Source organism: Flavobacterium flabelliforme, from assembly GCF_017948675.1.
Lineage (GTDB): Bacteria > Bacteroidota > Bacteroidia > Flavobacteriales > Flavobacteriaceae > Flavobacterium > Flavobacterium pygoscelis.
On record NZ_JAGFBU010000005.1, the window covers coordinates 212328 to 229525 of the forward strand.

Consider the following 17198-nt stretch of genomic DNA (forward strand, 5'->3'; position numbering starts at 1 on the left):
ATTGTATTCTTATATAAAACTTTTACGTAAATTGTACCTCTAATATAACGAGCTAATGCCAATTACCAACACACCTTTTACCAAACAGCAGCTTTTGCCTCAAGAAGAAAAACTTGAAGTGGCGAGACAAAAAAGCGAACTTTTTATTGGTATTCCAAAAGAAACCTGCCATCAAGAACGCCGCATTTGTTTAACACCCGATGCTGTAAATTCACTTACCTATCACGGGCATCGTGTAATGATTGAATCTGGTGCAGGACTAAGCTCTAGTTATACTGATAAAGAATATTCTGATGCAGGGGCAGAAATCACGAACGACACTAAAAAAGTTTTTAGTTGCCCAATGATTCTTAAAGTAGAACCAGCAACAACCGCAGAAATAGCCATGATGAATCCTCAAACGATTCTAATCTCTGCTATTCAGTTAAAGACTCGAAAGAAAAAATATTTTGAAGCCTTAACAAAAAAGAAAATTACCGCATTAGCATTTGAATATATTAAAGATGAAGATGGCACGTATCCTGCCGTTAAATCCTTAAGCGAGATAGCAGGAACAGCCTCAATCCTTATTGCAGCTGAATTAATGATTACAAATGAGTTTGGAAAAGGATTGCTATTTGGCAATATTACCGGAGTTCCGCCTACAGATGTTGTGATTTTAGGAGCGGGAACCGTAGGAGAATTTGCCGCAAAGACAGCAATTGGTTTGGGTGCAACAGTAAAAGTTTTTGATAATTCTATTACCAAATTACGACGTCTTCAAAACAATTTAAACCAACGCATTTTTACATCTACCATACAACCTAAATCTTTATTAAAAGCGCTTAGACGCTGTGATGTTGCCATTGGCGCGATGCGCGGTAAAGAAAGATGTCCTGTAATTGTAACCGAAACAATGGTAGAACACATGAAAAATGGTGCCGTAATTGTTGATGTTAGCATCGATACAGGTGGTTGTTTTGAGACTTCAGAAGTGACCTCGCATGAAAAACCGACTTTTGTCAAAAGTAATGTATTGCATTATTGTGTTCCCAACATCCCTTCTCGATATTCAAAAACGGCTTCGCTCTCCATCAGTAATATTATATCGCCATACCTATTACAAATCGCTGATGATGGCGGAATTGAAACTGCCATACGTTTTGATAAAGGACTTAAAAATGGAGTGTACATGTATCACGGAATTCTAACAAATGCTGCCATTGGCGACTGGTTTGATTTGCCCAATAACGACATCAATTTAATTGTTTTTTAAGGAAACTTTGAGCTACCTTTGCCAAAAATATAATTCATGAAATTTATACATCGTTTTGCTTACTATTTAGTAGGTTTAGTAATTGGAGTGTTTTTTGTCTCTTTAGTTTTTAGCGGTAAAGATACCCGTTGTAATTATTTTCCAAACGCAAGAGTTCTAAATGATCTACGAAATAAGCCCTTTCATTATTCCGAAAAAGCATCTCAAATACTAGCTGAAAAATGGATTGATACTACCGATATTAAAAATACTTTGCAATTTGGCGATGTCGTTTTTGATGAAAGTAATGTTATCGTAAAAAAAGGAAAATTATACGTAATTGAAGGTAAAACAGTCAAAAACCAAGAAATTATTTTAAAGGTCATCAACTATGAAAATAAAGCGGTTTTAGATGATATAATCAAAAAAGAAAAAGAGTAAATATAATGATTTAGTTCTAATTTGGACGTGCCACCATAAAAAACAAGGGCTCCTTACATTGTTGTGAGGAGCCCTTATTTTTTATACTGTCGGGCTTTACGCGCTACTTCGGTAGCTAGCTTCAATCCCTCACGCAATCTAGAATAAAATAGAGATTTCTACTTTCTAATATTACTATTCCGTAATCCAGTTAATGGTTTCTTTACCATTTTGCTTTAAATAAGCATTCGTTTTACTAAAATGTTTATTCCCAAACCACTTTCCTTGATTAGCGCTCATCGGCGACGGATGTCCAGACTCTAAAACTAAATGCTTATTTCTATCTATCTTAATTCCTTTTTTATGCGCAAAAGCGCCCCAAAGTAAGAACACTACATTTTCTTTTTTCGAAGAAATATGATCGATAACAGCATCGGTAAAAAGATTCCATTTTAAATGTTTGTGACTATTTGGAGTGTCTTTTCTTACCGTCAACGAAGCGTTCAAAAGCAAAATTCCTTGCTTCGCCCAATCTTCTAAATTGCCTGAAGTAGGCAAAAAAATCGTTCCCAAATCATCACTCAGTTCCCGATTAATATTTCTCAGAGAAGGCGGAATACGAACAGTATTATTTACTGAAAAGCACAAACCATTTGCTTCGCCATTTCCATGATAGGGGTCTTGACCAATAATAACCACTTTTAAATCTTTAAAACTACAATAATCAAAAGCCGAAAAAATTAATTCTTTTGGCGGAAAACAAATATTTGTCTTGTATTCTTCAGCCACACTTTCCATTAAGTCAGCAAAGTAAGGCTTCTGTATTTCATCTGACAAAATAGTTTGCCATTCTGGATTAAGATTCGTTTGCATAAATAATTGTTATGTTACAAAGATACACAGAGTAATGGCTGAGAAGTAATAAGAGAAGATAATATTTCACTTAAAAAAACCACAATAAACATTCTTTAATTCTTTGTGAATGACTGTTAATTAGTCTTAACTATTAACTATTTTTGTGTCGAAAAGAATTTTATAGATAAATGATATCCATCACCGAAAAGACATTACAAGATTTACAATTCCCAACCGTTCTCGAAACGATTTCGGCAATTTGTAATACCGATATAGGAAAACAAAAAGCACTTGAAATAACTCCTTTTAAAGACAAGGAAACTTTGATGAAGGCCTTAATGCAAACATCAGAATATGTGTCTTCTTTCCAAAACAACAATGCCATTCCAAATCATGGTTTTGATGCCATTACGCATGAAATAAGATTTCTTGCCATTGAAGATAGTTTTCTTGAAGTAGGAAGTTTTAGAAAAATAGCAACAATATCCTCTACCGTTAATTTTTTATTGAGTTATTTTAAAAAATTTGAAGACTATTATCCTAATTTAAATTCACGGGCTTTACAAGTCGAATTTACAAAGGACATTATTACCATGACCGACGAAATCGTTGATAAATATGGTGAAATAAAAGACAACGCTTCACCCGATTTATTAAATATTCGCAGGAATATGAATACGGTTCGCGGTAAAGTAAATCAGAGTTTTGGTACAGCACTTACGCAATACAATGCCCTTGGATATTTAGATGATATAAAAGAAAGCTTTGTTCAAAATCGCAGGGTTTTAGCAGTTTTGTCTATGTATCGCCGCAAGGTAAAAGGATCAATTTTAGGAAGTTCTAAAACAGGAAGTATTGCCTATATCGAACCCGAAGCAACACTAAATTATTCGAGAGAACTGAGCAACTTAGAATACGAAGAAAAAGAAGAAATTACTAGAATTCTAAAGCAATTAACGAACCAAATTCGACCTTTTTTACAGTTACTGATTGACTATCAAGATTTTTTGAGTGATATTGATGTAATTGCTGCGAAAGCTAAATATGCAAATCGCATTAATGGAATCCTGCCCAACATCACCGATAATAGACGTTTGTATTTCAGAGAAGCCTTCCATCCTATTTTGTATTTGAATAACAAACAAAAAAACGAAATTACGCATCCGCAAACTATTGAATTGGCTCAGGAAAATAGAATCATAGTTATTTCTGGACCTAATGCTGGTGGAAAAACGATATCGCTAAAAACGGTTGGATTGCTGCAATTGATGTTGCAATCGGGAATGCTAATTCCGGTTCACGAACGCAGTGAAACATTCTTGTTTGATAGAATATTAACAGATATTGGAGACAATCAATCTATTGAAAATCATTTAAGTACCTATAGTTATCGATTAAAGAACATGAACTACTTCTTAAAGAAGTGCAATAGAAAAACAATGTTCCTAATTGATGAATTTGGTACGGGTTCTGATCCTGAGTTAGGAGGCGCATTAGCCGAAATTTTCTTAGAAGAATTTTATCATAGAGAAGCTTTCGGGATTATAACGACCCATTATTCTAATCTAAAAATTTTAGCAAACGAATTGCCTTTTGCCACAAATGCCAACATGCTTTTTGATGAAAAGTCATTAGAACCAATGTACAAACTTGCATTAGGACAAGCGGGAAGCTCATTTACATTTGAAGTAGCTCTGAAAAACGGAATTCCTTTTGGCTTAATAAATCGCGCCAAAAAGAAGATAGAAGTAGGAAAAGTACGTTTTGACAAAACCATTGCTACTTTACAAAAAGAGCGTTCTAAAATGGAAAAAACTTCGCAAACGCTAAAGGAAGAAGAAACAAAAGCACGTGAAGAAGGCAAGAAAATGGAAACTATTAATGTCAAAATCAAACAAAAACTGGAAAGTTATCAGGAGTTGTATGACAGCAACCAAAAAACAATTTACATTGGTAATAAAATAGAAGATATAGCGGAGAAGTATTTTAATAATAAAAATAAAAAAGATCTTATCGCTGAATTTTTAAAAATTATCGAAATAGAAAATTCCAAAAGGAAAAAGGCAACTCCTAAAGAGGCCAAAGCTATCGTTGCCAAGAAAAAGGAAGTTATTGAGGAAGTGACTGTTCATGTAGAAGAAATTAGAAAAGAAAAAAAAGAAAAGAAACTTAAACCTGTTATTGAGAAAATTAGACACATTTTAAAAGTTGGTGATCGAGTACGTATGCTGGATGGTAAAGCAGTTGGAAGTATTGAAACTATCGAGAAAAATAAAGCAAATGTAAATTACGGAATGTTTATGTCTAAAGTAAGTTTGGACGAATTAGAATTAGTTGAAGCGGTTAAAAAGTAATTTAAATTAGAAAGAAATTTAAATTGAGGATATGTATTTATTTTAAATCAGAAACAATTTAAAATAAGATTTTTATTACGTATTTTATATTAATTTAGCTTTGAGATTTTAAACCAAATTATTTTATGAAAATTATAAATATTCTATTATTACTCTGTATTGGCATTACAAATGCACAAAACAACAAATTAGAGGAAGTTACAAATAATGCAAAGATTCTATTTTCTAAATTGAAAGAAAAAGAAAAAAATCCTCTATATATTGTAAATGGAATTACCATAGAGGATTACGCTGTGATTTCATCTATCAAACCTGAAGACATAGAAGGTATTGTAGTGCTTAAAAAACAATCTGAGATTGAAAAATATGGACAAAAAGGTGAAAATGGAATTGTAGAAATAACCCTTAAAAATTCTGATAATAAGAACCTTGAACAATTAATTAAAAAGAATAGCGCAATTAAATTTGAAAAAAATAATTATAAAATTATAATTTCTGGTTTGATTTCTGATAAAGATGCCAATCCCTTGGCAACTGTAGTGATTTCAAATCTTACCAAAAAAGAAGCTTACCATTCAGATAGTTATGGGAATTACTCAATAAGAGCATCAAATGAAGACGTTTTTAATTTTTCTTTAACAGGTTATGAATCTCAACAAATTATTGTTAACAATCAAACAATTCAGAATGTAGTTTTAAAGAAAGTCAATACTAATTCTGAAATAATGATTAAGAAACCAGTTGTTTATCTTTATCCAACTGCAAAAACAGATATTACCTTTTCATTTAATTTTAATGGTATTTTATCAACTACTTTGCCAAAATATGAATCAAATTGGCAATTAACGGCTTATCCAGATGGAAAAATTTTCGATAAAAAAACAAATCGTTTTTATTCTTCTCTCTTTTGGGATGGTAAACAAACTTTTTCTGAGGAACATTATAAGTACAAAACTGGATTTACAGTTTCAAAAATAGATTTGACAAATTTTTTAATAGAAAAATTGGAAATTTTAGGTTTGAATACTTACGAAACAAACGATTTTGTCCAGTATTGGTTGCCTATTTTAGAAAAAAATGAAACTAATTTTGTTCATTTTTACAGCAATTCAGATTATGATGTTTTTTCAACCAATGCTGTAAATCCAAAACCAGAAACTTCAATTAGGGTTTTTATGGAATTTTATGCTGTAGAAAATAAGACTGAGATTCCAGAACAAAAACTTGTAAAAACGCAGCGCAAGGGTTTTACTCTTGTAGAATGGGGCGGTGCTGATGTTACACAAGCGGTGCAAAATTTAAATTATAAATCAAATGCAAAACCTTCCTCAAAATAAAAAAATCATTCTCTTTGATGGCGTTTGCAATCTCTGTGACTCAGCGGTACAGTTTATTATTAAGCACGATAAGAAGGATGTATTTAGATTTGTATCACTGCAATCTGATACGGGAAAAGAAATAAGTAATTATCTCGGAATTAGTAGCGAAAAGTTAAGTAGCATTATATTATACCAACCAGGATATGCCTATTACCATAAATCACAAGCTGTTTTTGAAATTGCAAAAGAATTGGGTGGACTATTTTCTATAATCTCTATATTTTCTTTTTTACCCACATCACTTACTGATTCTTTATACGATTATGTTGCAAAAAATCGTTATAAATGGTATGGAAAAAAAGAGGCTTGTATGATTCCAACTCCATCGTTAAAGTCAAAATTTTTGTAATAAATGAATTTATGATAAATATCATTACTTTTATATTTTAAGTAGTATATATTTGACCAATCTTTAAATTCACTTACACATGAAAGACACTTCACTTTTTACTTGGGATAACGGAACATTTATAATGATTGTCGTATTTGGTTTAGTTATAGTAGGACTGGTTGCGGCAGTTTTAATTATGATGAATTCTGACAAAAAAAAATAAAGCATAAAAAAAGAGGATGTCTATTAAGACATCCTCTTTGCTGTTCGAAAATGATTGAATTTTAGCTTCTAATCAATTTTCTATATTTCAATCGTTTTGGAGTTAAATCACCACCAAGACGTTTTTTCTTATTCTCTTCATATTCAGAGAAACCACCTTCAAAACAATACACTTCAGAGTTTCCTTCAAAAGCTAAAATATGAGTACATATTCTATCTAAGAACCATCTGTCGTGAGAAATAACTACTGCACAACCAGCAAAACTCTCTAAACCTTCTTCTAATGCACGAAGCGTATTAATATCCAAGTCATTCGTAGGCTCATCTAGTAACAATACGTTTCCTTCTTCTTTTAAAGTCATGGCAAGATGCAAACGGTTGCGTTCTCCACCAGATAACATAGAGACTTTCTTGTTTTGTTCTCCACCACCAAAATTAAAACGAGATAAATATGCTCTAGAATTTACTTGTTTGCCTCCCATCATAATCAATTCCTGACCATCAGCAAAGTTCTCCCAAATTGATTTGTCAGGATTAATGTTAGAGTGCGCTTGATCTACATAAGCAATTTTCACTGTATCACCAATCAAAAATTCACCAGAATCTGGTTTTTCTTCACCCATAATCATTTTGAAAATTGTCGATTTACCAGCACCATTTGGTCCAATAATTCCAACAATTCCAGCCTGTGGTAAAGTAAAATTCAAATTATCATATAATAATTTTTCACCAAAACCTTTAGCTACATTTTTAGCTTCAATAACATTGGTACCTAAACGTGGACCATTTGGAATATAAATTTCTAAATTTTCATCCAATTGTTTTTGATCTTCGTTTAGTAATTTATCGTAGTTCTGTAAACGCGCTTTTTGTTTGGTTTGACGTCCTTTTGCTCCCTGACGTACCCAATCCAACTCACGTTCCAAATTTTTTCTACGTTTTGAAGCTACTTTTTCTTCAAGCGCCATTCTGCTCGATTTTTGGTCTAACCAAGAGCTATAATTCCCTTTCCATGGAATTCCTTCTCCTCTGTCTAACTCTAAAATCCAACCAGCAACATTATCCAAGAAGTATCTATCGTGCGTTACAGCGATTACAGTTCCCGCATATTGTGCTAAGTGTTGCTCTAACCAAAGTACACTTTCTGCATCCAAGTGATTCGTAGGCTCATCTAAAAGCAATACATCAGGTTGTTGCAATAACAAACGACATAAAGCGACACGACGACGCTCACCACCTGATAAATTTTTAATTGGAGTATCACCTTCTGGAGTACGCAAGGCATCCATGGCAATTTCTAATTTAGTATCGATTTCCCAAGCTCCTAATGCATCAATTTTATCTTGCAAAAGTGCCTGACGATCCATCAACTGCTCCATTTTATCAGCATCTTCATACACTTCTGGCAAACCAAAACTGTCATTTATTTTGTTGAATTCATCCAGAACTGCCATAGTTTCAGCAACTCCTTCACGTACAATCTCTATAACCGTTTTAGTATCATCTAAAATTGGCTCTTGCTCTAAATATCCTACTGTATAACCTGGTGCAAAAACAACATCACCTTGATAATTTTTGTCAACACCAGCAATAATTTTTAGTAAAGAAGATTTTCCAGAACCATTTAAACCTAAAATACCAATCTTAGCTCCATAAAAGAAACTCAAGTAGATGTTTTTTAGTACAGGTTTATCTGCACCTTGATAGGTTTTACTCAATTTTGACATTGAGAATATCACTTTTTTATCGTCTGCCATAATTCTTATTTAAAGTTTTTTTTGTTTATTTTTAAAGTTACCTCAATTTAGACAAGGAAACAAATCTGTACTAAAGTCTTCCTTTAAGAGAACTAAAAACCCAAGCATTAGCTAAAAAGCCAACTCCTACGGCCACAAATCCCCATCCAGAAACTTCCCTGTAGCGAAAAGCTCCTAAACCAATTAATAGTAATCCCATTAAAATCATTATTAAGGTTGCCCAACCTAATATCGTATTCTTATTCATTCCCATAAATGTGGTATTTTAATTTTATCCAAATTTCGATACTTCGAAACGGATTTGCAAATATCGGTAATTTTTACCCTTTAATTAAATATTTTATAAAGCATTTCTCTTAATAAATCAGATTGAGACAATGCGTTAGCACCTACTCCTTTACTCTTTATGTCGATATCTCTCAATGCAGTTACAATCTGGCTAACTTTTTTCATTGGATAATTCTTTAAAGCCACATCATATTCTTTTAAAAAAAAGGGATTAACACCAATTACAGCCGCTACATTCTTGGGATTTCGATCTTTTAATCCATGGTACTTTAGCAGTTGAATAAAAAATCCAAAAACTAAACTGGTTGTGACTACCAATGGATTATCTTTTGGATTTTGAGCAAAATTTTCAGCTATGGTATACGCTTTTAGTTGGTTTTTTTCTCCTAAAGCTTTGCGTAATTCAAAAACATTAAAATCCTTACTAAAGCCAATGTTCTCTTCTATATCCTTTGGAGAAATAGTACTTCCGACTGGCAAAATAATTTGTAGTTTTTGAAGTTCATTATTTATTTTACTTAAATCTGTTCCTAAGAACTCTACTAACATTGCAGTTGCTTTAGGCTCAATGGCGTATTTTTTGCTTGACAAAACACGTTTGATCCAATCTCCTACTTGATTTTCATAGAGCTTTTTACTTTCAAAAACAACACCTGTTTTGGCTAAAACCTTAGTTAATTTTTTTCTCTTATCTAAGGTCTTATATTTGTAGCAAAATACTAAAACTGTTGATGCCATAGGATTTTCGGCATAAGCTTCTAGCTTGTCAATAGTTCTAATTAAATCCTGCGCTTCTTTGACAATTACTACTTGTCTCTCGGCCATCATTGGATAGCGTTTGGCTGTCGAAATAATATCTTCTATTGATACATCTCGTCCGTACAAAACAGTTTGATTAAAGCCTTTTTCTTCTTCAGTAAGTACTTTTTCCTCAATATAATCAGATAATTTATCAATATAATAGGGCTCTTCTCCCATTAAGAAATAAATGGGCTTGATGTTCCCACTTTTTATATCATTTACAATTTTTAGTACTTCATCCATTTTTTTTGCTTTCAATTTCCAATTTTCATCTGCTTTGAACCTTGGCAAAGATTAAACTTTAATCTTTAAATCTTATTTTATACTTTTGCTTAATGCAGCAGTTAAATTTTTCCAGTTATAAATTTCGTTTCAAAAATAGCGAAAATAAAGTGTCTATTTTTGATGAAATCAGGAAAAAATTTATCATACTCACTCCCGAAGAATGGGTACGTCAGCATGTAATCCAATTTTTATTGGAGGAGAAAAAATATCCAAAATCGCTCATCAATGTCGAGAAGGTTTTAAAGGTCAATGGCTTACGCAAAAGATACGATGTTGTGGTTTTTAATTCTGATGGTTCTATTTTCATTTTAATTGAATGTAAAGCGCCAGAAATTAAAATTGCTCAGGCTACTTTTGACCAAATTGCTCGCTATAACATGACAATGAAAGCTCAGTTTTTGATGGTGACTAACGGATTGAATCATTACTTTTGTCAAATGGATTTTGAAAATGAAAAATATCAGTTTCTTACTGAATTACCAATTTATCAAATCCAATAATCAAATTTTGAAATGAAAATAGCAGTTGTTATACTAAATTGGAATGGAATGTTGTTGTTGGAAAAATTTCTTCCATCCATAGTTGAATATTCACCTGAAGCAACAATATACGTAGTTGACAATGCCTCGACTGATGATTCTAATTCTTATGTAAAAGCTTTTTATCCATCGATTAAAATTGTAAAAAACGAAAGCAACTTAGGCTTTGCTAGTGGTTATAATGAAGCATTAAAATGTATTGATGGGGATGTTTATGCTTTAGTAAACTCTGATATCGAAGTAACTAAAAACTGGCTTAATCCCATTATTAAAACTTTTGAAGCTGAATCGAATACGGCTATAATTCAGCCTAAAATTCTTGATTATAAAAGTAAAGAATATTTTGAATATGCAGGAGCAGCAGGTGGTTTTATTGATCAATATGGATATCCTTTTTGCCGTGGTAGAATTTTTGATACTTTAGAAAAAGACAATGGACAATACGATGACAATTGTGAGATTTTCTGGGCTTCTGGAGCCTGTTTTTTTATTAGAAGTCAAGTTTATAAAAAATTAAATGGTTTTGATGGTGAATTTTTTGCACATCAAGAAGAAATAGATTTATGCTGGCGTGCTATAAATGAAGGGTATAAAATAAAATACAATTCAGAATCTGTCGTTTATCACGTTGGAGGTGCTACATTACAACAAGGAAACCCGATGAAGACTTTTTTGAACTTTAGGAATTCCTTACTAATGCTGACAAAAAACCTTCCAAAAGAGAAATTATACACCATTTTATTAGTACGTATGCTGTTAGACGGAGTTGCAGGTCTGCAATTTTTATGCAAAGGAAAACCAAAACATTTATGGGCAATACTAAAAGCGCATTGGTCTTTTTATGGTTTTTTTGCTGTCTATTATAAAAAAAGAAATAATTTTCAACAACAGCAATACTATAAAGTGCAAAGTATCGTTTACTCTTATTACATTAGGAAAGTTATTTCATTTAACGATTTATTTAGAATTAAATAGAATATAAAAAAGTAACTTTGTAATTAACACTATAAACTAAATTTATGAAAAAAATCGTAATCGCCTTATCAGTTATGGCTCTTTTAACTTCGTGTGTTTCCAAGAAGAAATATACTGATTTAGAAGCTAGAAATAAAGAAACTCAAGACTTACTTAATACAGCTACTGTAAAATTAAATTCTTGCTTAGAAGAAAAAGCAGGTCTTGCAGCTAGAGTTGATGGATTGAAAGAACAAAATCAAACCTTAATTAGTACTTCTAAAGATATGACTATCTTAACTACTAAAGGTGCTGAAAATATTGAAAAAGCTTTAGAATCTATCAAAGAGAAAGATTTAAAAATTAGTAGAATGCAAGACGCATTAACTAAAAAAGATAGTGTTACTCTTGCCTTAGTTACAAGTTTAAAAAGCTCAGTAGGTATTTCGGATCCAGATATCGAAATTAATGTTGAAAAAGGAGTTGTTTTTATCTCAATTGCTGACAAATTACTTTTTAAAACAGGAAGTTATGATGTAACAGATAAAGCAAAAGCTGTTTTAGCTAAAGTTGCAAAAGTAGTAAATGACAAACCTGATTTTGAATGTATGGTTGAAGGACACACGGATAATGTTCCTTACAATGGATCAGGGATTTTATTAGACAACTGGGATTTAAGTGTAAAACGTTCTACTTCTATTATTCGTGTATTAACGAATCAATTAGGTGTTAAACCAGAACAATTAATCGCAGCTGGAAGAAGTTCTTACATTCCTTTAGTATCAAATGATACTGCAGAAAACAGAGCACGTAATAGAAGAACTCGTATTGTTGTATTACCTAAAATCGATCAATTTTACGATATGATTGAAAAAGAAATGAAAAAACAACAAAAATAATCTTCGGACATAGATAAAAAAACGCCTCATATTTGAGGCGTTTTTTTTTATCTATGAATTTTATCCTTTTTGGTTAAGAAAATATATGACTCTATACTCAGGGAGAAACAAAAAAAGCAGGTCAAATGACCTGCTTTTACCTATCCTTAATTTTTCTTTAACAACCAATTAAATACAATTAAGAATAAGATACTACTATTTTTAACTTACTAAGTAAATATTTATTGGTAAACATACTAAATCTTAGTTGATTTTAATAGTTTATTTGCCAAATAATGCTATTTATAAAACGTCTAAATCTCCTTTACCTTCTCTCACTACAATTGGCTCATCACCTGACAGATCAATTATGGTAGATCCTACATTATCTCCATAACCACCATCAATGACAAGATCTACAAGATTCTGCCATTTTTCAAATATAAGCTCAGGATCAGTGGTGTATTCTATTACATCATCCTCATCACGTATTGATGTAGAAACAATCGGATTTCCTAACAACTTAACGATCTCTAGCGCTATTGAATTATTTGGAACCCTGATACCAACAGTAGTCTTCTTTTTAAATTCTTTAGGTAAATTATTATTCCCTGGTAAAATAAACGTGTAAGGTCCTGGCAAAGCTCTTTTTAATATCTTAAAAGTAGCAGTATCTATTTGCCTTACATAATCAGATAAATTACTAAGATCGTGACAAATAAAAGAGAAATTTGCCTTCTCTAGTTTAATTCCTTTGATTTTAGCAATGCGCTCTAATGCTTTAGTATTTGTAATATCACACCCTAAACCATATACTGTATCGGTTGGATAAATAATTAAACCACCATCTTTTAAAACCTTTACTACTTTGGCTATAGCCGCTTCATTGGGTTTGTTTTCGTATATTTTTATAAATTCTGCCATTTTATTTTTTCTTTAATGTTTTATTTACCATTCAAATTATTCTATTTAAGAAGCTTGAGAGGTTATAACAAAACTGATTTTTATCCAATAATATCTAACTTTGCAAAACGCAACAACAATTTTTTGATACCTCCCACTTCAAATTTAATTTCTGCTTTTTTATCTGCTCCTACTCCTTCCAAATTCACAACTTGGCCTTTGCCAAATCGCTCGTGCATAACAATATTACCTGCAACCAATTTATTGTCAAATAAATTAGCACTTCCAGCTGCAGCATTACTTGAAACAGGCTTTAACTTGCGTACATTTATTTCTGATTTTTGCTCAATACTTGTAGGTGCCTTTGGTGGTGTCCCCCCGATTGGTTTTGCTAAACGCAATTTAGACTTATCTACGTCTCCAAAAATATCACTATCAATCATGGGCTTGTATCGATAATTATTTTCAGGAGGCGTCATGTATTCTAAATATTGACTGTCAATTTCTTCGATAAAACGAGACGGCTCACTATCCGTTAGTTTTCCCCAGCGGTAACGCGATTGTGAATAGGTTAAATACGCTTGATGTTCAGCACGAGTCAATGCCACGTAAAATAATCTACGCTCTTCTTCTAATTCGCTTCTTGTACTCATACTCATCGCACTAGGAAACAAATCTTCCTCCATACCTACAACAAAAACATGAGGAAATTCTAAACCTTTAGCCAAGTGAATAGTCATTAATGCCACACGATCTTCATCGCTAGTATCTTTATCTAAATCAGTAGCTAAAGCCACATCTTCCATAAACTCTGACAAGGCTCCTCTTGCACCATCCACTTCAATTTGACCTTCTGTAAAGTCCTTTATTCCATTTAGTAATTCTTCAATGTTTTGAATTTTTGCCATTCCCTCAGGAGTTGCATCTTTTTTTAATTCTTGAACCAAACCTGTTTTCTTAGCTACATGATCGGCTAGATAAAAAGCATCTTGATTTTCATTAATGGCCTGAAAACTCTGAATCATAGTTACAAAATCCAATAGTTTTTGCTTCGTTCCTGAGTTTAATTTTAAATCAATTCGTTCGATATTTTGCATTACTTCAAACATGGATCGTTTGTAGTGATTAGCGGCAATGGTCAATTTTTCGATCGTCGTATTTCCAATTCCACGTGCTGGATAATTGATCACACGCATTAAAGCTTCCTCATCTTTCGGATTAATGACTAGCCTTAAATAGCACAAGACATCTTTTACTTCTTTTCTTTGATAAAAAGAAAGTCCACCGTAAATTCGATAAGGAATATCTCTTTTCCTTAAGGCATCTTCCATGGCTCGCGATTGAGCATTGGTACGATATAAAATAGCAAAAGCACCATTATGTAATTGATTTTGCATTTTTTGTTCCCAAATGGTGCTGGCTACAAAACGTCCTTCTTCATTATCGGTTAAACTGCGATGAACTTTTATTTTTGGTCCAAAATCATTGGCTGTCCAAACAATTTTATCCAGTTTGACTTTATTTTTATCAATAATTGTATTCGCTGCTTCTACTATATTTTTTGTAGAACGATAATTTTGTTCTAATCTATAGGTTTGTACGCCTTCATAATCTTTTTGGAAATTCAATATGTTATTAATATTGGCGCCACGAAAAGCATAAATACTTTGCGCATCATCTCCTACCACACATATATTCTGAAATTTATCAGACAAAGCACGAACTATAAGGTATTGAGAATGATTGGTATCTTGGTACTCATCAACTAAAATATAGCGGAAACGGTTTTGATATTTGGCTAAAACTTCTGGAAATCGAGTTAGTAATTCGTTCGTTTTCAATAACAAATCATCAAAATCCATAGCACCCGATTTAAAACAACGGTCTACATAATTCTGATAAATTTCGCCCATGCGAGGTTTTTTAGACATCGCATCGGCTTCTTGCAATTCAGGATCGTTAAAATAAGCCTTTACAGTAATCAAACTATTTTTAAAATTAGAGATTCTGCTTAAAACTTGTTTTGGTTTATACACATCTCTATCCAACTGCATTTCTTTGATAATACCAGAAATAGCACGCAGAGAATCTTGTGAATCATAGATAGTAAAATTGGAAGGATAGCCTAAATGTTCTGCTTCTGAACGAAGTATTCGAGCAAAAACAGAGTGAAATGTACCCATCCACAAATTTTTAGCCTCGCTTGCACCAACAATATCAGAGATACGCTTTTTCATTTCTCGTGCCGCCTTATTGGTAAATGTTAGCGATAAAATACTAAAAGCATCTATGCCTTGATGCATTAAATAAGCAATTCTAATTGTCAACACTCGAGTTTTTCCAGAACCTGCTCCTGCAATAATTATCATAGGACCGTCTTTTTGTAAAACGGGTTCACGTTGTGCTTCGTTAAGTTGATCGATATATTTATGCATGTGAAATTTTAATTTTGTTATACAAAAATAGCGATTTTGATTGAGGTTTTAAGTATCAAAAAGGAACAATGACTCCTTACAAAATTTCACTACTTTAAAAGAAATATTTCTTACTAATTATTTAAAAAAGACATCGTAGGCAAAACGAATTAAAGTACCAATTACAACTACTAAAAAGAAAATTCGGATAAAACTGTTGCCTTTGTTTATAGCTAATTTTGCTCCAATCCAACCTCCTACTGCATTACTTGCTGCCATGGGTAAAGCAATAGACCAAATAATTTTTCCTTTTAAGATAAAAAGACAAATAGAACCAAAATTGGTCGATAAATTGACCATTTTAGCATTTGCTGAAGCATGCAAAAAGTCAAATCCCATGATGGCGATAAAAGCAACTACAAGAAAACTACCGGTTCCTGGGCCAATAAAACCATCATACAAACCAACTATAAAACTAATTGCGACTGCATTAAAGATTTGTGTTCTAGGCGTGTGCTGCTTTTCTAAATGTTGACCAAAGTTCTTTTTTGCGTAAGTATAAATTACCAAAAATGACAGCACAATTAACAGTAATGGTTTCATGAAATCATTGCTCACATACGTTAATAAAGTAGATCCTAAAAATGCTGATGGAAATGCTAAAATCATCATAATACTCAGTAATTTCCAATTCATATCGACCTTTTTCAAATATTGATAAGCAGCAACTGAAGTTCCGCTAAAAGCCGGAATTTTTAAAGTTCCAATTACAGTAGATACAGGAAGATTAGGCAATAAAATTAATCCCATTGGAGTTTGTATGAGTCCGCCTCCGCCAACAATCGCATCTACAAAACCAGCAGCAAAAGCGGCTAAACACAGTAAAACCAATACGTAAGTTTCCATTTAAATAGTAAATATTATTATTTTTTAATACAAAACGTAAAATTACTATTCGAATTCATTTATTGCTAATTAAATCAACTTGATTTATAATCTAAAAAGTATATTTTTGCTCTTTAAAATTATAAAAGCATGGATTCTACAAAAATCATTGAAATAATCGCCTATTCTTTACCATCAATAATAACAGGTGCTGTAGCCTATTTTTTATTAAATTCATATTTTAAAGAACAACAAAACACCAAACGATGGCTGCTACAAAAAGACAATCAACCATCAATTTTACCGCTAAGATTACAAGCTTATGAAAGGTTAACTTTACTTATGGAACGCATAAACCCTTCTCAATTAATGGTAAGAATCAATCCAATTTCTGAAGATAAAACAGATTATCAAAATTTTGTTATAGCACAAATTGAACAAGAATTTGAGCATAATTTATCCCAACAGATTTATGTATCTGAAGAATGTTGGTCTATTGTAATTACAGCAAAAAATGCCACAATACAAATGATTCGGTTGACTACAAAAAATGAAAAAGTAACAAATGCAGATACTTTAAGAGAAATGGTTATTGGTGATCTAATGGAAAAACATGCTCCAAGTACTACAGCACTATCATTCTTAAAAAATGAAGTAAGTCAGCTTTGGTAAATATTAGCAAATCATTTAATTATAAAA

The 17198-nt window shown here is 32.1% G+C and carries 17 protein-coding genes; 10 read left to right on the plus strand and 7 right to left on the minus strand.

What is annotated here, in order from left to right:
• The first annotated feature begins 55 nt into the window (after positions 1-55).
• Positions 56-1255, plus strand: coding sequence for an alanine dehydrogenase (locus tag J3S90_RS13100; protein ID WP_210646578.1), 1200 nt, complete (start codon positions 56-58; stop codon positions 1253-1255).
• A gap of 36 nt (positions 1256-1291) precedes the next feature.
• Positions 1292-1675 (plus strand): DUF4258 domain-containing protein, encoded by a 384-nt coding sequence (locus tag J3S90_RS13105; RefSeq protein ID WP_188051028.1) that lies wholly within the window; start codon positions 1292-1294, stop codon positions 1673-1675.
• A 174-nt stretch (positions 1676-1849) separates the two neighbouring features.
• Here the strand turns inward: J3S90_RS13105 and J3S90_RS13110 are convergent, their stop codons facing one another.
• Positions 1850-2527, minus strand: a complete 678-nt coding sequence (locus J3S90_RS13110) for a uracil-DNA glycosylase (RefSeq protein WP_210646579.1) — start codon at positions 2525-2527, stop codon at positions 1850-1852.
• Positions 2528-2697: 170 nt separating this feature from the next.
• On the opposite strand from J3S90_RS13110, the gene J3S90_RS13115 reads away from it, so the two are divergent.
• From J3S90_RS13115 to J3S90_RS16050, 4 genes are all read left to right on the plus strand, one after another.
• A complete protein-coding gene (locus J3S90_RS13115) occupies positions 2698-4863 on the plus strand; it encodes an endonuclease MutS2 (protein WP_188051030.1) in 2166 nt (721 codons plus the stop codon).
• Between the two features lie 125 nt (positions 4864-4988).
• The gene (locus tag J3S90_RS13120; protein ID WP_210646580.1) at positions 4989-6200 is read left to right on the plus strand and encodes a peptidase associated/transthyretin-like domain-containing protein; all 1212 of its coding nucleotides are present in this window, start codon (positions 4989-4991) and stop codon (positions 6198-6200) included.
• A complete protein-coding gene (locus tag J3S90_RS13125) occupies positions 6178-6591 on the plus strand; it encodes a thiol-disulfide oxidoreductase DCC family protein (RefSeq protein ID WP_210646581.1) in 414 nt (137 codons plus the stop codon). The genes J3S90_RS13120 and J3S90_RS13125 overlap by 23 nt, the downstream gene beginning before the upstream one ends.
• Positions 6592-6670: 79 nt before the next feature.
• A complete protein-coding gene (locus J3S90_RS16050) occupies positions 6671-6796 on the plus strand; it encodes a hypothetical protein (protein ID WP_255462892.1) in 126 nt (41 codons plus the stop codon).
• Positions 6797-6857: 61 nt separating this feature from the next.
• Here J3S90_RS16050 and ettA read toward each other — a convergent pair whose 3' ends face one another.
• From ettA to holA, 3 genes are all read right to left on the minus strand, one after another.
• Positions 6858-8552, minus strand: coding sequence for an energy-dependent translational throttle protein EttA (ettA, locus tag J3S90_RS13130; protein ID WP_188051033.1), 1695 nt, complete (start codon positions 8550-8552; stop codon positions 6858-6860).
• 70 nt (positions 8553-8622) lie between these two features.
• The gene (locus J3S90_RS13135) at positions 8623-8805 is read right to left on the minus strand and encodes a CAL67264 family membrane protein (RefSeq protein WP_188051034.1); all 183 of its coding nucleotides are present in this window, start codon (positions 8803-8805) and stop codon (positions 8623-8625) included.
• Positions 8806-8879: 74 nt separating this feature from the next.
• Positions 8880-9884: a DNA polymerase III subunit delta gene (gene holA, locus J3S90_RS13140; protein ID WP_210646582.1), complete on the minus strand. Its 1005-nt coding sequence runs from the start codon at positions 9882-9884 to the stop codon at positions 8880-8882.
• A 92-nt stretch (positions 9885-9976) separates the two neighbouring features.
• Here holA and J3S90_RS13145 point away from each other — a divergent pair, with 92 nt between their 5' ends.
• Genes J3S90_RS13145 through J3S90_RS13155 form a run of 3 tightly spaced genes read left to right on the plus strand, consistent with a single transcriptional unit; the run spans position 9977 to position 12318 of the window.
• Positions 9977-10426 carry a type I restriction enzyme HsdR N-terminal domain-containing protein gene (locus J3S90_RS13145; protein WP_188051036.1) on the plus strand — a complete coding sequence of 150 codons (450 nt, stop codon included), beginning with the start codon at positions 9977-9979 and terminating at the stop codon, positions 10424-10426.
• Positions 10427-10438: 12 nt separating this feature from the next.
• Positions 10439-11440: a glycosyltransferase family 2 protein gene (locus J3S90_RS13150; RefSeq protein ID WP_210646583.1), complete on the plus strand. Its 1002-nt coding sequence runs from the start codon at positions 10439-10441 to the stop codon at positions 11438-11440.
• Between the two features lie 44 nt (positions 11441-11484).
• Positions 11485-12318 (plus strand): OmpA/MotB family protein, encoded by an 834-nt coding sequence (locus J3S90_RS13155; protein WP_188051038.1) that lies wholly within the window; start codon positions 11485-11487, stop codon positions 12316-12318.
• 282 nt (positions 12319-12600) lie between these two features.
• Here J3S90_RS13155 and J3S90_RS13160 read toward each other — a convergent pair whose 3' ends face one another.
• The 3 genes from J3S90_RS13160 to J3S90_RS13170 form a co-directional block, all read right to left on the minus strand.
• Complete coding sequence (locus tag J3S90_RS13160) at positions 12601-13221, minus strand: L-threonylcarbamoyladenylate synthase (protein ID WP_188051039.1); 621 nt, start codon at positions 13219-13221, stop codon at positions 12601-12603.
• A gap of 80 nt (positions 13222-13301) precedes the next feature.
• Positions 13302-15635, minus strand: coding sequence for an ATP-dependent helicase (locus J3S90_RS13165; protein WP_188051040.1), 2334 nt, complete (start codon positions 15633-15635; stop codon positions 13302-13304).
• A 117-nt stretch (positions 15636-15752) separates the two neighbouring features.
• Positions 15753-16520 (minus strand): sulfite exporter TauE/SafE family protein, encoded by a 768-nt coding sequence (locus tag J3S90_RS13170; protein ID WP_210646584.1) that lies wholly within the window; start codon positions 16518-16520, stop codon positions 15753-15755.
• A gap of 129 nt (positions 16521-16649) precedes the next feature.
• On the opposite strand from J3S90_RS13170, the gene J3S90_RS13175 reads away from it, so the two are divergent.
• Positions 16650-17171: a DUF7935 family protein gene (locus J3S90_RS13175; protein ID WP_210646585.1), complete on the plus strand. Its 522-nt coding sequence runs from the start codon at positions 16650-16652 to the stop codon at positions 17169-17171.
• Positions 17172-17198: the final 27 nt, after the last annotated feature.

Bases quoted from the DNA above. Each gene is read 5' to 3' on its own strand.
- J3S90_RS13125 (WP_210646581.1), top strand. From the start codon at position 6,178: ATGCAAAACCTTCCTCAAAATAAAAAAATCATTCTCTTTGATGGCGTT.
- J3S90_RS13105 (WP_188051028.1), top strand. From the start codon at position 1,292: ATGAAATTTATACATCGTTTTGCTTACTATTTAGTAGGTTTAGTAATT.
- J3S90_RS13155 (WP_188051038.1), top strand. From the start codon at position 11,485: ATGAAAAAAATCGTAATCGCCTTATCAGTTATGGCTCTTTTAACTTCG.
- holA (WP_210646582.1), bottom strand. From the start codon at position 9,884: ATGGATGAAGTACTAAAAATTGTAAATGATATAAAAAGTGGGAACATC.
- J3S90_RS13145 (WP_188051036.1), top strand. From the start codon at position 9,977: ATGCAGCAGTTAAATTTTTCCAGTTATAAATTTCGTTTCAAAAATAGC.
- J3S90_RS13100 (WP_210646578.1), top strand. From the start codon at position 56: ATGCCAATTACCAACACACCTTTTACCAAACAGCAGCTTTTGCCTCAA.
- ettA (WP_188051033.1), bottom strand. From the start codon at position 8,552: ATGGCAGACGATAAAAAAGTGATATTCTCAATGTCAAAATTGAGTAAA.
- J3S90_RS13150 (WP_210646583.1), top strand. From the start codon at position 10,439: ATGAAAATAGCAGTTGTTATACTAAATTGGAATGGAATGTTGTTGTTG.
- J3S90_RS13120 (WP_210646580.1), top strand. From the start codon at position 4,989: ATGAAAATTATAAATATTCTATTATTACTCTGTATTGGCATTACAAAT.
- J3S90_RS13115 (WP_188051030.1), top strand. From the start codon at position 2,698: ATGATATCCATCACCGAAAAGACATTACAAGATTTACAATTCCCAACC.
- J3S90_RS13170 (WP_210646584.1), bottom strand. From the start codon at position 16,520: ATGGAAACTTACGTATTGGTTTTACTGTGTTTAGCCGCTTTTGCTGCT.
- J3S90_RS13165 (WP_188051040.1), bottom strand. From the start codon at position 15,635: ATGCATAAATATATCGATCAACTTAACGAAGCACAACGTGAACCCGTT.
- J3S90_RS16050 (WP_255462892.1), top strand. From the start codon at position 6,671: ATGAAAGACACTTCACTTTTTACTTGGGATAACGGAACATTTATAATG.
- J3S90_RS13135 (WP_188051034.1), bottom strand. From the start codon at position 8,805: ATGGGAATGAATAAGAATACGATATTAGGTTGGGCAACCTTAATAATG.
- J3S90_RS13110 (WP_210646579.1), bottom strand. From the start codon at position 2,527: ATGCAAACGAATCTTAATCCAGAATGGCAAACTATTTTGTCAGATGAA.
- J3S90_RS13160 (WP_188051039.1), bottom strand. From the start codon at position 13,221: ATGGCAGAATTTATAAAAATATACGAAAACAAACCCAATGAAGCGGCT.
- J3S90_RS13175 (WP_210646585.1), top strand. From the start codon at position 16,650: ATGGATTCTACAAAAATCATTGAAATAATCGCCTATTCTTTACCATCA.